Below are 15468 nucleotides of genomic sequence, written 5' to 3' on the forward strand. Positions count from 1 at the left end.
AGGGGCTCGGCTCATGTCACACCTATCCCTGGTGGGAAAAGCGGATCGACCATCATCACAAAAAGCTGCGTTGGTGCGAGTGCACTGGCAACGTGCAGTATTGCTTGCTGGAATGGCTTTTGTTCTTGGACACGCTACTATTCTACACGCAGTATCACCCTTTGGTTTTGCTTTCTTTGTAATTTTGCACGAACGCGGTGGACGAGGCAGGCGATTTCCTGCCTATGCTGCAGTATTGGGAGCCCTGGCTGGTGGGGGAGTTTACGCTGCTGCTAGCATGCTTTTGCAATTTTTTATGTACCGCGCTGTGCGTCTGTATATATTGCGCAAACCGTTTGCCGATTTTCGGTTTATTCCACTGATTGCAGGCGCAGTAGCGCTCTGTAGCAAGTTGTTGTTGATTGGTACTGTCTGGACGCAGATGGATGTTCTGCTGGCTCTGGCTAATGCAGCGTTAGTCACTTTGTTGTGCCTGATTTTTATTCAGTGCATTTCCATATTCATTGGCAAAGAAGCCGTTAAATCTCTACGTCACGAACAAGTAGCGGCGCTTATCATTCTTGCTGGATCTGTAGTCATGGGTTTGTCTGATTGGAAAATACATGATGTTTCAATCGCCTCCATAACCGTGGACTGGATGATATTAATGATAGCTTGCGGCGGTATGGGGATGGCTGCAGCAGGCGCTATTGTGTTGAGCTTACTTTCATTACTGAGTCATCAGGGCAATATGGCGGATGTAGCCATTAGTGGATTTGGAGGCTTTCTGTCGGGGCTTTTAAAGGATGCCAACCGCTTCTGGATCGGTCTAGCCTTTGTACTGTCCACTACAGTACTTGCTATGTCAACATCCAGTGATTGGCATGGTTTAGCGAATCATGCTTTAGCTGCTTCGATTGCGACAGTAATTTATTGGTTAACCCCGCGCCGTTTGCATCTTGAAGTAGCATCGTATGTTCCAGGAACATTAGAAAATCGCCAGTCAGAGCAAGATCGTGTGCGTCGTATGAATCAGTTGATGGCTGAAAAAATCGAGCAATTCGGACAAATATTCGAAGAATTAGCCGTTACTTTTGCCGATCACGGTGAAAATCCATATACTACCGCGCAACAGTTGGTTACGCACATGGTCAGTACGACAGCTGGTCAGGTTTGTTCAGGATGTGCGAGACGTGCCACCTGTTGGGATAAACAAGGTATCCAAACTTACCAGGCTATGGCCAATACCATTAGCCAAATTGAAAGCTGTCCACCTGGCAAAGCATTTCCTACTCATGATTTAAAAGAACGCTGTTGTCGGCTTGACGCTATGATGGGGGTTTTAAAATACAATCTGGATCTTACGTATCGAGATGAAAAATGGATGGCTAAATTGCACGATTTGCGTACACTGGTAGCCGCCCAACTTGGTGGAGTTGCAGCAGTTGTCCGGGCAATTACAGACGAAATTGAAGAATCCGAACGCAGTGCGCTCTCAGATGAAGAACAGATACTAGCGGCTCTTGAAAAATTAGGATTGTATGTCGACCGCGTGCATATTGTTTCGTTGGATGCCGGCAAAATTCATATTGAAGTTTTGCAACCGACTGACAGGGCATATGAAACGTCAACAAAAGTGATTGCTCCACTGCTGTCGGGTGTGGTTGGTGAAACACTCTCACTGTCAAAGCTTGATGCAAATGGTGATGGATACAGTATCTGTGTCTTTGCGTCTGCTCGCCGCTACAGTGTCCATACAGCAGTTGCTAGCGCTGCGCGAGGTGGACGAATTGTCTCTGGAGATACTCATACGGCAGTTGATTTGGGGAACGGACGCTTTGCGATTGCCGTTTCAGACGGTATGGGTAATGGAGAACGCGCACGCCGTGAGTCTCGTGCTGCCATTGAACTTCTCAAAAAACTTTTGAAAGCTGGATTTGATGAACAGTTGGCCATTCGTACAGTCAATTCCACCTTACTTTTACGCAGTCAGGATGAGATGTTTGCCACGCTCGATATGGCTTTGATAGATCTATACAGCGCCAAGACAGAATTTTTGAAAGTTGGTTCCGCACCGTCTTATATTTTGCGAGGCAATGATATTATGACCATCACTGGCGCGGGTGTACCCATTGGTATTTTGCAAGACATCGATGTTCAGGCGGTCACGGAAGATTTGCAAGATGGAGATATTCTCATTCTTATTTCAGATGGGATTTATGATGCACCCAAAGAAACTTTCGAGCCTTCTGATTGGTTGCAGCAGCAATTGCGTATGTTGAAAACACGCGATGCCCAAAGTATTGCAGACACACTTGTGGAAGCGGCAGTGCGTGCTAACAACGGTAAAATTGCTGACGATATGACAGTGGTTGTAGCAAAAGTGGGAAAGTTTGAGCCAGAATGGGCAACCATTAAGATTCCTGGTGTACAAGGCTTGCGACGTAAGGCGGACAAGCGTAGACGAGGCGCCTGACAAAGAAAGTCACCCAAGTTTCAATATTTTTTGGAACTGATAAATGAATAGCTGAAATTTCATAGAGTGAGAATGTCCACACCATTGGCTGACCATACTGGTAGAAGAACCAGATGTGGAAGTCGATGGAGGTGGACGTTTTGTCTCTGGAAGCCAAGATGAAGCAGATTTTAGTGATTACAGATGGTTGTTCCAATGTTGGAGAATCCCCGATAGAAGCGGCTGCTGATGCGCGTCGTCAGGGTATCGCAGTGAATGTCATTGGTGTAGTAGAAAAAGGCGAGATGGGCGGCGCAGGGCGTGATGAAGTCATGCGTATTGCAGAGGCGGGAAATGGTATGTGCCGGATCGTTCAACCCAGCGATTTATCAGCTACTGCTCAAATGATGACACATCAGACCATGCAGTTGACCTTACAGCAAGCGGTTAATGCAGAATTGAAATCGGTTCTCGGAAAAACGCAGGAGGAACTTCCGCCGGAAGAACGTGCTCGTGTGACTTCTGTGGTAGACAAATTACAGGAAGAACTGCATCTGGATTTAATAGTACTCATTGATACGAGCGCTAGTATGAAACACAAAATGGACATGGTACGCGAGGCTGTGCGGGACTTATCCTTTTCGCTCAGCGCCAGAATGGGTTCTTCACGAGTGGCAGTCGCTGTTTTTCCAGGACAACGGGGAAATTGGGTAGAGACGGTGCAGACTTTCTCTGCTACTCTTGACCCTAAAGCATTAGAGCGTTGCTATGTAGCGAGTGGAGGTACACCTACGGGTCCGGCTATTCGTCATGCTTTGCAGTTGTTTCAGGAAAAAATGGAAAGTGGAATTGATGAGCAATGGGCGGCGCTTGACTAATGGTGACCCGCCTGCTGCAGCCAGGCCAAGTGCTTGTTGGTAAATGGCAAAAAAACAGTTATCGTATTCTCCAGCCGCTTGGGCAGGGAGCAAACGGTGAAGTCTATCTGGCGCAATCTATCATGGACAAGCAGGAAGTGGCGCTTAAAATCAGCAGTAACTCGCATGAAATCGCAGGTGAATGGCGACTACTCAGACAACTTTCCGCAGTAAGTCACGCTTTGCCGAAACCGATTGAACTAGATGATGCACAGCATGCACCACTGTACTTTTACAGTATGGAACGTATTGCCGGACAGCCGCTGACAAAAGTTCACCAGCATCTGCGCCAGACGGAAATCGATCGATTATTTGCTGCCTATCTTCAGGTTTTACATGAGTTTCACCAGGCTGGATTCGCTTTTTCTGATGTCAAACCAGAAAATTTATTGGTTGAAAGCGGGACGGATGGCAGGTTGCAAGCGCGTGTGGTTGATATAGGCGGTGTCAGCGCCTTTGGTCGATCCGTTCGACAATACACGCCAACAAGTGATCGTGCCTATTTCGGCTTAGGTACGCGTTCAGCCGACGCGATGTATGATTTGGTAGGGCTCTCGCTGGTTTTTCTTCAGTTGCAACAACCATTGCCTGTTCATCGCATGGGTCGTGTGGAAGATCGCCAGCGCTATGTTTTTACAGCACTGCAACTTATGCCTAAAACGAGAAGAAAAACAGTCATTGACGCTATTTTGCATGGCCAGGTGCAATCGGCGGCAACTGCGCTTTCTCTGTTTCATTCAGCTAAAAGCAACAAGAAGAGACAAACCATGCCAAAGCCTGCTCGGCAGAAAAAGTCAATGGCTACTTCTCCATCACCGCGATCGAAAAAAAAGAAATGGGACTGGACAGAGCGCCTGATGTGGTTTTCTTTGACGACGGCGGCGATTGCTACACTTGCGGCCTGGACGGTATTTTTACTATGATGAAGCAAATTGGGCGCGTGGTTCTGAATGCGGTTTGCAGATAAGGATTGAGCCGCTGCGATGAGTCAAGGTGGATTATGCGGAAATCATCAGTAGTTTCAGTACATGAGTTTTTGCAAATATGGCTCAGCATGGCGAAGCAAAAAAAGCTTCAAAGAGTTCTTGTTGCCTGCTCAGGTGGTGTGGATTCTGTAGTGCTTTTGCGAATGCTAGCCAGTTTGCAATCTTCCCTCTCTTTGCAGTTGGTGGTAGGGCATGTCCACCATGGATTGCGCGAAACGGCTAATCGTGACGCCCGCTTTGTTCAGGAATTGGCTGAACAGCTTCACTTGCCAGCTGAGATAGAGTATGTCCACTTGCAAGACATCAGCATTCAACATCGGCGCGGTACGGAGGCGGACGCTCGTCATTTACGCTATCAGGCTTTGCTTCGCATGGCAGAGAAATATCAATGTGATGCGATTGCCGTTGCTCACCATGCTGACGATCAGGTGGAAACGGTATTGTGGAGATTGTTGCGCGGCGCTTATTTGTCGGGGTTGCAGGGAATGCAGGCTGAGTCAGTTGTTCCACAAAGCCATATGCGCTTGCTCCGGCCACTACTCTCTTTTTCCAAGCAAGCTATTGAGAAAACAGCTCAACAAAACGGATGGTCCTGGGTTGAAGATGAAAGCAATCAGTCGCTTCGCTTTCTTCGCAATCGTTTGAGGCAGCGTGTGTTGCCAGAACTTCGCGCTATTGAACCCAATGTTTCAGAGATCATTGGACGTTTTACAGCAATGGTTCGTGAAGAAAATGATTGGCTTAATGATTGGGCCAAACAATTATTCAATACGTATATTACATATGACGAGACTTTATCAGCGTATCATTTGTCTACAAATCAATGGATAGAGTTGCCGATTCCTTTACAAAGAAGGGCAATTCACCTACTATTGACATGTTTTCCGACGGAAATCAATTGGACTGCGCGCCACGTGGAAGATCTGCGGAAATTGGCCAGCAGCAAAGATCCGTCGGCTGGCATTGATTTGCCGGGCGGATTTTTAGCGTGGCGTATTTATTCTCAATTGTGGGTGGGCCCTCGACCTCGTTTCTTGAACACTAAGCGGCAAACTGTTCGGGAAGTCCTTCTCAACGAAGGAGAATGGGCTGATGAGCTTGGATGGATTTGGCGTCTTACACGTCATCATATATCAAACTTGGTGTCAGGTAATGATTGGGGATGGACGGTTCATTTACCGCCAGAAATCCATTCGTTGAGCATTGAAGACTGCAATCGAAGCTGGCGTGTCAAGACACGGGGCGGATCGAAAAAAATTCAGGACTTGATGACAGATAGTAAGTTGCCGAAAATGTTGCGAGCTGCCTGGCCAGTTGTAAAAGCTGGCGACTGGCTGTGGATTCCAGGTTTGTATAGCTCATCGCGAATTCATTCAAAGGATGCAGAGATTGCCCGTTGGACCTTACAAACCATTCCGCCCAAACATGTGCAAAGTTTGTTGCAAGCTGAGGAATGCAGAATTTTATGGAGAAGGGACAAGGAGGAGTAGATTTTCTGTCATGCAAAAAGACCTAGAGAGCATACTGTTCGATGAAGAGCAAATTCAACAGCGCATTCAAGAGTTGGGGAAACAGTTAGCTGTCGAGTACAATGAGAAAAATCCGCTTTTTATCTGTGTCCTCAAAGGCGCAGTGCTCTTTATGGCGGATTTGATTAAGCGGGTAGATGTTCCGCTTGAAATTGATTTTATGGCAACCTCCAGTTATGGAGATGCCTCAAAATCATCAGGTGTTGTGCGTATTTTAAAGGATCTTGACAGACCTGTGGAAGGTCGGCATGTGGTAATTGTCGAAGATATTGTGGACTCTGGTTTGACACTGCGCTATTTGCGCGAAACCCTCTTGCATCGAAAGGCAGCATCTGTGAAAATTGTTTCGCTGTTTGACAAACCGGAGGGCAGGCAAGTGGACATTGAACCGGATTGGTTTGGTTTTCGTGTACCCAATGCTTTTATTGTAGGATATGGACTGGACTATGCTGAACGCTATCGGAATCTGCCTTATGTAGGCATTTTAAAAGCCGAGATTTATCAGGAGTCATGACGTTCAACAGATCTGTCACAAAGGATTCATGGCCTCCTTCCGCTCTGCTGTTGTCTATTCAGTCCTTATGGTACAATATTCCCGCCATGACCGAGAGGAGGTAAGGCATGAACAGGTTTTACCGCAGCATTGTTTTCTATGTGCTGATTTTGCTAGCCATCGTCGGAGTGGTGGACTTTCTGACAAATTCAAGCCGCCCGCAATCGACGATAGCCTATAGCCAATTTGTGAGCGATATCAAATCGCATGAAATTTCCGGTCCGGTTTATGTGACTCCAGATGGGCTAACGCTTACCATTGACGGTACGCTCAGTGACGGAAAGAAGTTTTCTACCAGGGGTCTGAATGACGATAACGTCTATCCTCTTCTGGAAAATAATAAAGTCGACTTCTACGTCAATCAGCAACCAAAAGAATCTGTTTGGATTCAATTTTTAACTTCCATTATTCCGTTTGTCTTTGTTTTTGTCATTATGTTCTTCCTGTTTAATCAGGCACAAGGCGGCGGCAGCCGAGTCATGAACTTTGGCAAAAGCAGGGCAAGACTTTACACTGAGGAAAAACGTCGCGTTACTTTTCGTGATGTAGCTGGTGCGGATGAAGAAAAGGCTGAATTGGAAGAAATTGTAGAGTTTCTTAAAGATCCCAAACGCTTTTCACAACTCGGTGCCCGCATTCCCAAAGGTGTGCTTCTGGTAGGGCCGCCTGGTACGGGTAAAACTTTGCTGGCTCGTGCGGTTGCGGGAGAAGCTGGCGTTCCCTTTTTTAGTATTTCAGGTTCTGACTTTGTAGAAATGTTTGTCGGTGTCGGCGCATCACGTGTGCGTGATTTGTTTGAAACTGCCAAGAAAAACGCACCTTGTATCATTTTTATTGACGAAATTGATGCAGTTGGACGTCATCGTGGAGCAGGTCTCGGTGGCGGTCATGATGAACGTGAACAAACACTCAACCAATTGCTTGTAGAGATGGACGGTTTCTCGGGAAATGACGGCATAATTATTATTGCTGCCACCAACCGTCCGGATATCCTCGATCCAGCGCTGCTGCGTCCAGGCCGTTTTGACCGCCAGATTGTGGTCAATCGTCCTGATGTAAAAGGCCGTGAGGAAATTTTAAAGGTGCATGCTAGAAACAAGCCGTTTTCTTCTGATATTCGCTTGGATGTGATTGCTAAGCGGACACCCGGGTTTACAGGAGCCGATTTGGAAAATGTCCTCAATGAGGCAGCACTATTAGCGGCTCGCAAGCGAGAAACCCGCATTACCAATCGCGATATTGATGAAGCGATTGACAGAGTGATGGCTGGCCCGGAAAAACGCTCGAGGGTGATTAGTGAACATGAGCGTAAATTGGTAGCCTTCCATGAAGCTGGGCATGCTGTGATTGGCTATTATGTGCAGGCTGCGGACACAGTTCACAAAGTCACCATTATTCCCCGCGGAATGGCGGGTGGGTATACGGTTACCTTGCCTAAGGAAGATCGTTATTTCATGACACGGCAGGAGATGTACGATCGCATCTGTGGATTGTTGGGTGGTCGAGTCGCGGAAGAGATTGTTTTAGGCGAAATTAGCACGGGTGCATCCAACGATTTAGAGCGAGTTACGGAAATTGCTAGGCAAATGGTGACTCAGTATGGTATGAGCGACAAACTTGGCCCCATGCAATACGGTAGCCGTCAAGGTCAAGTCTTCTTAGGCAAAGACCTGTCGTCAGAAGCCAATTATAGTGACAGAGTTGCCTTTGAGATTGACGAAGAAATGAAGCGGATAGTTGAAGATTGTCATGAGCGCACCCGCAAGATTTTGACGGAACGTCGAGATCGGCTGGATGCTTTGGCCAATCTTCTCCTGGAAAAAGAGACGATTGATGAATTTGAGATTCGGGCCATTATGGAAGGCAAATCACCAGAAGAGGTAATAGCAGAACAGAATAAAGACCTCTAGATTATAGATGGCAAGGGAAAATGCGTTTTGAAGAAAAGCAGCATTGACAGGAGATTCTAACGACAACCCTCTACATGGGGGTTGTTCGTCATTCTAGGAGGTTTAAACATGAAAAGCGCACCTGACCAGTTAGTGAGGGCAACGATATTGAATGGTCGTGGTCGTGCTCTGGCATGCGTTACGACGAACGTTGTCAATGAGATGCAGGGTCGACACCATACTTGGCCAGTGGCCACGGCTGCATTAGGAAGAACAGCAAGTATTGCCCTCATGATGGGGCAACAATTGAAAAATGAAGAGCGTCTGACACTTCGTATTGATGGAGACGGTCCGCTTGGACGCATTCTCGTAGATGCGGACGCCTTTGGCAATGTGCGGGGATACGTGGACAATCCGTTTGTTGATTTGCCAGTCAATTCAAAAGGTAAGTTGGATGTTGGCAGAGCTGTTGGCAGAGGCACTCTCTATGTTACACGAGATACCGGTTTGAGAGATTATTATACAGGTTCGGCAGCTATCCAGACAGGTGAGATTGCGGATGATTTCACTTATTATTTTGCTGTATCCGAACAGACGCCCTCTGCTGTGGGAGCAGGGGTACTCGTTGGGACAGACAATCGTGTTATCTGTGCAGGCGGGTTTCTTTTGCAATTGCTTCCTGGTCATGAAGAAAATGACATTGAAAAGCTGGAAGAACGGTTGTCTTCTATGCAAAGTGTAACTGACATTCTACAAACAGGTAAGAGTGCAGAAGAATTACTTTATTTGCTCGATCCCGATGCTCACTTGCTCAATCGAGTAGCTGTACAATTTGCTTGTAACTGCTCTCGTGAACGATTTGCGGCAGCAATGAAAAACCTCGATGTCTCTGAACTCCGCAGTATGGTGGAAGAAGACAAAGGTGCAGAAGCGGTTTGTCATTTTTGCGCTGCAAAATACTTTTTTGGCGTAGAAGAGATAGAAGGCTGGATTGCTGAACAACAGTCCTAAATTTATCGAGCCTGCTATCGCGTCTTCGCTTGCGTGGAGTGTCATTGGAAAGAAGGGTAACACAGTGCGTACAAAAGTGATGGGGATTCTGAATGTAACACCTGACTCTTTTTCTGACGGGGGGATTTATTTTTCCCCGACTGATGCGCTGAACCATGCGTATCGCCTGGTTGAAGAAGGCGCAGACTGGTTGGACGTGGGTGCCGAAAGCACGCGACCAGGTCACCAATCCGTTACATCTGAAGAGGAATGGCGAAGATTGCAGCCTGTACTCAAAGATCTTGCGCTTCATTGTCCGATTCCCATTAGTGTAGATACGTATAAACCTGAGATAGCGGCACGTGCTCTTGAATGCGGCGTGAGCGGTATCAACGATGTTTGGGGTGCCCTGCACCATAAAGAGATGCTACAAGTAGTCAGTGACGCCAACTGTATTTATTTTTGGATGCATAACCGAGACAGCCGACCTTTAGGGAATGGTCTCGCAGAACTTCTTCAGGAAACACGGTCTGGTATAGAACGCTGCTTATCTGCAGGTATTGCGAGAGAACGTCTGGTCATAGATCCGGGAATAGGTTTTGCTAAGGATACCCATCAAAATCTATCTGCTTTGCGAATTTTGCCGCATTATACAAAACTGGGTCAATCCGTTTTGCTCGGTGTCAGTCGGAAACGATTTATTGGAGAAATTCTTTCGGCAGATGTATCCGATCGATTAGAAGGAAATCTGGCTCTTGCTGCATATGCAATAATGGAAGGTGTGGAATACTTGCGCGTCCATGACGTGAAGGCGACTGTGCGCGTTTGTCGAATGCTTGAGGCTGTACAAGACAAGGAGGACGATGGGCAGCAAAATGGTCCATGAGGTATTTATAGCCCTGGGTTCCAATCAGGGTAGGAGAATTCACCATTTACAACGAGCTGTAGAAGCTCTTACCTGTTTATCAGAAGGGCCAGTATGTTGTTCTTCAGTATATGAGACGACCCCGGTTGGATATCTTGAACAGCCAGATTTTCTGAATATGGTGATGTCTATACAAACATCACTGGAACCTTTGCAATTGCTTCAAACCTTACATGAAATAGAACAGAACGAGGGGCGTGTGCGAGCGATACAGAACGGGCCGCGTACGCTTGATTTAGATATTCTCCTTTATGATAATTTGTCTGTATGCTATCAAATGTTGCAGATTCCTCATCCGAGAATGTGGGAAAGAGGTTTCGTCATCATTCCACTGGCAGAGTTAGTTCCGCAAAGGCGCGGTCTTGGAGGAGTAACGCTGGCTGAAATGGCCGAAAACCTTTCGGAAAGTGGGGTTGAATATGTCGGACACATTTGGTAGACGAATTCGCGCTTATCGCAAACTGAAATGTTGGACACAAGAAGAGCTGGCCAAAGAATTAGGAGTTTCCCTGACGATTGTTGGATCATTAGAAAGAGGGACGCGTCAACCGAGTCAAGAAATGATACATAAACTGGGTAATGTTTTGGATGTTACAGAGGAAGAACTTTTGAGTGATAAAATGAGCCTCTCGCCCATAAAAGATAACAGATAAGCATATGTATACGCTGTCTGGTACGCATTGACAAGCCTCAGGAGCGTATCTATAATTGCCACTAGACATTGTGTCCGGAATGGGTTTACAGAGCACTGCCGGTGTCCCCGGTGGTGCTCTATCCCATATATTGTGCGAAATGGCTTGGAGAATTCGCGTCTGTACATCGGCACTTGTCGGCAAAAAGGAGCGATATTGCTATGGCAGAAAAAGAAGTTCTTTTGACTCCCGAAGGGTTGCGAAAACTCGAAGAAGAACTGGAACAGTTAAAAAGCGTGAAACGCCGTGAAGTGGCAGAACGCATCAAACTGGCCATATCGTATGGAGATATCAGTGAGAATTCGGAATATGAGGACGCTAAGAATGAACAGGCGTTTATCGAAGGCAGAATCATGACTTTGGAAAAGATGCTTCGCAATGCGCGAATCATCAATGAAGATGAGGTCGATACCAACTCTGTATCCATTGGCTCAACCGTATTGCTTAGAGATATGGAATTTAATGAAGATGTGGAATATACCATCGTTGGTTCGGCAGAAGCCAATCCAGCAAGCAACAAGATATCCAATGAATCACCGGTAGGACGCGCGTTGCTTGGTAAATCCATTGGCTCTGTGGTAGATGTTGCTGTTCCTGCAGGAACCATCAAGTTCAAAATTTTAGAAATTCGCCGTTAAAGAATTGGTTTCATGAGTGGGGTATCCATGAAATGGCTGTGTTTTAGTTGTCTTAGAATCACTAAAACATGTTTGCAGTTGGCATAACCATGCGCTCTTTTATGAAAAATGGCGAGGGAGAATTTCCCTCGTCTTTCCGTGCAGGAGGAATGTTTGAATGGATGAGTTCGATTTAATGAGTGTCCGTTTGGAAAAATTGGACGAGTTGCGAAACAAAGGTGTCTATCCATATGGCCATCGATATGATGTTACTCACCATGCGAGCGATATTTTAAATGCCGCAGGCGAGAAAAGCAAAGAGGAATTGGAAGAAATGTCGATGCGTGTTCGGATAGCAGGACGGATGATGATTCGCCGCGGGCATGGCAAAGCTTCTTTCGCCGTAATGCAAGATCGGACAGGTAGTATTCAAATTTATGCCAAGCAAGATGTGCTCGGGGAAGAAGGATACGAAATTTTTCAGTTGCTCGATCTCGGTGACATCATAGGTGTTGAAGGTACAGTATTTCGCACCAATCGCGGTGAAGTGACAGTGCTTTGTCAGAAACTTGATGTGTTATCTAAGGCTTTGCGCCCACTGCCTGAGAAATGGCATGGACTTAAAGATGTTGAAACGCGTTATCGGCAAAGATATCTTGACCTGATTGTCAATCCAGAAATTCGCGACACTTTTATGGCGCGATCAAAAATTATTCAAGCGATACGTGAATATTTGGATAAAGAAGGATTTCTGGAAGTGGAAACACCTACTTTGCATACTGTGGCCAGTGGAGCACATGCACGACCTTTCCACACGCATCATAATGCACTCGATATACCACTTGTATTGCGCATTGCGCTTGAACTTCATCTAAAACGGTTGATTGTTGGTGGTTTGGAGAGAGTTTATGAAATAGGTCGTGTATATCGAAACGAAGGTATTTCCACACGTCACAATCCTGAATTCACTATGCTTGAGCTATATCAAGCGTATGCAGATTTTCATGATATCATGGATTTAACTGAGAATTTAGTGCGACATGCCGCATCAGCCGTACATTCAACATTAGATATTACGTATGGAGAATATACCATTCATCTTCAAGGGCCGTGGCGGCGCGTACATATGGTTGACGCAATCCGTGAACAGACAGGCGTAGATTTCTGGCCCGTTCACGATTTGGAGACGGCGCGGCAGTTAGCTCATGAACATCATATTCAAATTAGTGACGAAATGAGTTATGGTCACATTGTCAACGAATTTTTTGAGCAACGTGTAGAATCCACGTTGATTCAGCCAACGTTTGTCTATGGGCATCCAGTGGAGATTTCTCCCCTTGCAATCAAGAATAAAGAGGATGAGCGATTTACCGATCGTTTTGAATTGTTTATTGTGGGTCGAGAGCATGGCAACGCATTCTCAGAATTAAATGATCCGCTGGATCAAAGAGATCGTTTTCTGAAACAAATGGAAGAACGGGCCGCTGGCAATGAAGAAGCGCAAGAATTGGATGAAGATTTTTTGCTGGCACTCGAACAGGGTATGCCACCAACAGGAGGGCTCGGCATCGGGATAGACCGTTTAGTGATGCTCTTGACGAATCAGCCTTCCATTCGAGATGTTCTCTTATTTCCTCTCTTGCGTGAACGACGCGATGAGCGCTCCTAAATATCTTATAGTGCATAGATCAACATGGCCTGCTTATAGCAGGTCAATATTTTGTGTGGAAAAAAATACATGATTATTTTTTTCAAAAAGGGGTTGCAAAAAAGTTTGGAGGGAGGTAAGATAGTCGCTGTCGCTGCAAGAGGGGACGCGAAAGAGAGCCTTGGCAGCGAGAGAACCTTGAAAACTAAACACGCACAAGAATCACCAAACGCCAGAGAAGAAGTGCCCGAGCTCGAGAGAGCGAGGGAGAAGGAATTAGACATTGAGAGTTTGATCCTGGCTCAGGACGAACGCTGGCGGCGTGCCTAATACATGCAAGTCGAGCGGGTATCGAAAGATACCAGCGGCGGACGGGTGAGGAACACGTGGGGAATCTGCCTAACAGACCGGAATAACGCCTGGAAACGGGTGCTAAGGCCGGATAGGCGCATGAGGCGCATGCCTGATGCGGGAAAGGATGCTACGGCATCGCTGAGAGAGGACCCCGCGGCGCATTAGCTAGTTGGTAGGGTAAAGGCCTACCAAGGCGACGATGCGTAGCCGACCTGAGAGGGTGACCGGCCACACTGGGACTGAGACACGGCCCAGACTCCTACGGGAGGCAGCAGTAGGGAATCTTCCGCAATGGGCGCAAGCCTGACGGAGCAACGCCGCGTGAGCGAGGAAGGCCTTCGGGTTGTAAAGCTCAGTCAAGGGGGAAGAGCGGCAAGGAGAGGGAATGCTCTTTGCGAGACGGTACCCCGAGAGGAAGCCCCGGCAAACTACGTGCCAGCAGCCGCGGTAATACGTAGGGGGCAAGCGTTGTCCGGAATCACTGGGCGTAAAGGGTGCGTAGGCGGTTCTGCAAGTCTGGGGTGAAAGGCCAGGGCTCAACCTTGGGAATGCCTTGGAAACTGTAGGACTTGAGTACTGGAGAGGCAAGGGGAATTCCACGTGTAGCGGTGAAATGCGTAGAGATGTGGAGGAATACCAGTGGCGAAGGCGCCTTGCTGGACAGTGACTGACGCTGAGGCACGAAAGCGTGGGGAGCAAACAGGATTAGATACCCTGGTAGTCCACGCCGTAAACGATGAGTGCTAGGTGTTGGGGGGTACCACCCTCAGTGCCGAAGGAAACCCAATAAGCACTCCGCCTGGGGAGTACGGTCGCAAGACTGAAACTCAAAGGAATTGACGGGGGCCCGCACAAGCAGTGGAGCATGTGGTTTAATTCGAAGCAACGCGAAGAACCTTACCAGGGCTTGACATCCCTCTGACGATACCAGAGATGGTAGGTCCCTTCGGGGCAGAGGAGACAGGTGGTGCATGGTTGTCGTCAGCTCGTGTCGTGAGATGTTGGGTTAAGTCCCGCAACGAGCGCAACCCTTGACCTGTGTTACCAGCACGTAGAGGTGGGGACTCACAGGTGACTGCCGGCGCAAGTCGGAGGAAGGCGGGGATGACGTCAAATCATCATGCCCCTGATGTCCTGGGCGACACACGTGCTACAATGGGCGGCACAACGGGAAGCGAGAGAGCGATCTGGAGCGAACCCCTGAAAACCGCTCGTAGTTCGGATTGCAGGCTGCAACTCGCCTGCATGAAGCCGGAATTGCTAGTAATCGCGGATCAGCATGCCGCGGTGAATCCGTTCCCGGGCCTTGTACACACCGCCCGTCACACCACGAGAGTTGGCAACACCCGAAGTCGGTGGGGTAACCCGAAAGGGGGCCAGCCGCCGAAGGTGGGGTCGATGATTGGGGTGAAGTCGTAACAAGGTAGCCGTATCGGAAGGTGCGGCTGGATCACCTCCTTTCTAGGGAAGAGAGAGGGGTTTGGTGGAGAGGCGTGCGTGTTTAGTTTTGAGGGTTCTCGGGAGAGAACTTAGCGAAAGCTACTTATGCCTTGAGAGAGGGATAAGCTCGAAGGACCTTGAGAACTGAATCAGCAAGAGGGAAGCAAGGTGAAGGTAGAAAGGGCGCACGGAGGATGCCTAGGTGCCAGGAGCCGAAGAAGGACGGGGCGAACACCGAAATGCCTTGGGGAGCTGTACGCGAGCGAAGATCCAGGGATGTCCGAATGGGGGAACCCACCGGTCGTGATGGGCCGGTACCGCTATCTGAATGTATAGGATAGACGGAGGGAACCTGGGGAACTGAAACATCTCAGTACCTGGAGGAGAAGAAAACAAGAGTGATTCCGCAAGTAGTGGCGAGCGAACGCGGAAGAGCCTAAACCATGATGGTGGAGAAGGGGACCCCCGTTGCCATCATGGGGTAGAGGGGATGC

General features: G+C 47.8%; 12 protein-coding genes and 2 rRNA genes (1 of these 14 only partly in view). All 14 read left to right on the plus strand.

Translation table 11 applies throughout. From position 1 onward, the window contains the following. Positions 1–13: 13 nt before the first annotated feature. Positions 14–2455, plus strand: a complete 2442-nt coding sequence (gene spoIIE / locus ACOJUR_RS02060) for a stage II sporulation protein E (RefSeq protein WP_420949121.1) — start codon at positions 14–16, stop codon at positions 2453–2455. Between the two features lie 113 nt (positions 2456–2568). Then, on the plus strand, positions 2569–3312 hold the full coding sequence (locus ACOJUR_RS02065) for a vWA domain-containing protein (protein ID WP_420949122.1): 744 nt from the start codon (positions 2569–2571) through the stop codon (positions 3310–3312). Beyond that, on the plus strand, positions 3312–4274 hold the full coding sequence (locus ACOJUR_RS02070; RefSeq protein ID WP_306955598.1) for a protein kinase domain-containing protein: 963 nt from the start codon (positions 3312–3314) through the stop codon (positions 4272–4274). The genes ACOJUR_RS02065 and ACOJUR_RS02070 overlap by 1 nt, the downstream gene beginning before the upstream one ends. A 131-nt stretch (positions 4275–4405) precedes the next feature. After that, on the plus strand, positions 4406–5827 hold the full coding sequence (gene tilS, locus ACOJUR_RS02075; RefSeq protein WP_420949123.1) for a tRNA lysidine(34) synthetase TilS: 1422 nt from the start codon (positions 4406–4408) through the stop codon (positions 5825–5827). Positions 5828–5837: 10 nt separating this feature from the next. After that, positions 5838–6380 carry a hypoxanthine phosphoribosyltransferase gene (hpt, locus tag ACOJUR_RS02080; RefSeq protein WP_072873594.1) on the plus strand — a complete coding sequence of 181 codons (543 nt, stop codon included), beginning with the start codon at positions 5838–5840 and terminating at the stop codon, positions 6378–6380. Positions 6381–6487: 107 nt separating this feature from the next. Then, positions 6488–8329, plus strand: a complete 1842-nt coding sequence (gene ftsH / locus ACOJUR_RS02085) for an ATP-dependent zinc metalloprotease FtsH (RefSeq protein ID WP_072873593.1) — start codon at positions 6488–6490, stop codon at positions 8327–8329. Between the two features lie 108 nt (positions 8330–8437). Continuing rightward, positions 8438–9319, plus strand: a complete 882-nt coding sequence (gene hslO, locus ACOJUR_RS02090; protein ID WP_420949124.1) for an Hsp33 family molecular chaperone HslO — start codon at positions 8438–8440, stop codon at positions 9317–9319. Between the two features lie 64 nt (positions 9320–9383). Then, positions 9384–10184, plus strand: coding sequence for a dihydropteroate synthase (gene folP, locus ACOJUR_RS02095; RefSeq protein ID WP_420949125.1), 801 nt, complete (start codon positions 9384–9386; stop codon positions 10182–10184). Then, positions 10162–10662, plus strand: coding sequence for a 2-amino-4-hydroxy-6-hydroxymethyldihydropteridine diphosphokinase (folK, locus tag ACOJUR_RS02100; RefSeq protein WP_420949126.1), 501 nt, complete (start codon positions 10162–10164; stop codon positions 10660–10662). Before folP ends, folK begins: the two co-directional genes overlap by 23 nt. Beyond that, complete coding sequence (locus tag ACOJUR_RS02105) at positions 10643–10876, plus strand: helix-turn-helix transcriptional regulator (RefSeq protein ID WP_072873590.1); 234 nt, start codon at positions 10643–10645, stop codon at positions 10874–10876. Before folK ends, ACOJUR_RS02105 begins: the two co-directional genes overlap by 20 nt. Positions 10877–11076: 200 nt before the next feature. Further along, the gene (gene greA, locus ACOJUR_RS02110; protein ID WP_203114932.1) at positions 11077–11553 is read left to right on the plus strand and encodes a transcription elongation factor GreA; all 477 of its coding nucleotides are present in this window, start codon (positions 11077–11079) and stop codon (positions 11551–11553) included. Positions 11554–11710: 157 nt separating this feature from the next. Further along, on the plus strand, positions 11711–13201 hold the full coding sequence (gene lysS, locus ACOJUR_RS02115; RefSeq protein ID WP_306955608.1) for a lysine--tRNA ligase: 1491 nt from the start codon (positions 11711–11713) through the stop codon (positions 13199–13201). Positions 13202–13459: 258 nt separating this feature from the next. Then, positions 13460–14995, plus strand: a 16S ribosomal RNA gene (locus ACOJUR_RS02120). 146 nt (positions 14996–15141) lie between these two features. Continuing rightward, positions 15142–15468, plus strand: a 23S ribosomal RNA gene (locus tag ACOJUR_RS02125); it runs 2623 nt beyond the window's last position. The 16S and 23S rRNA genes sit together here, the layout of an rRNA operon.

The organism is Alicyclobacillus tolerans, from assembly GCF_048984885.1.
GTDB lineage: Bacteria > Bacillota > Bacilli > Alicyclobacillales > Alicyclobacillaceae > Alicyclobacillus_I > Alicyclobacillus_I tolerans.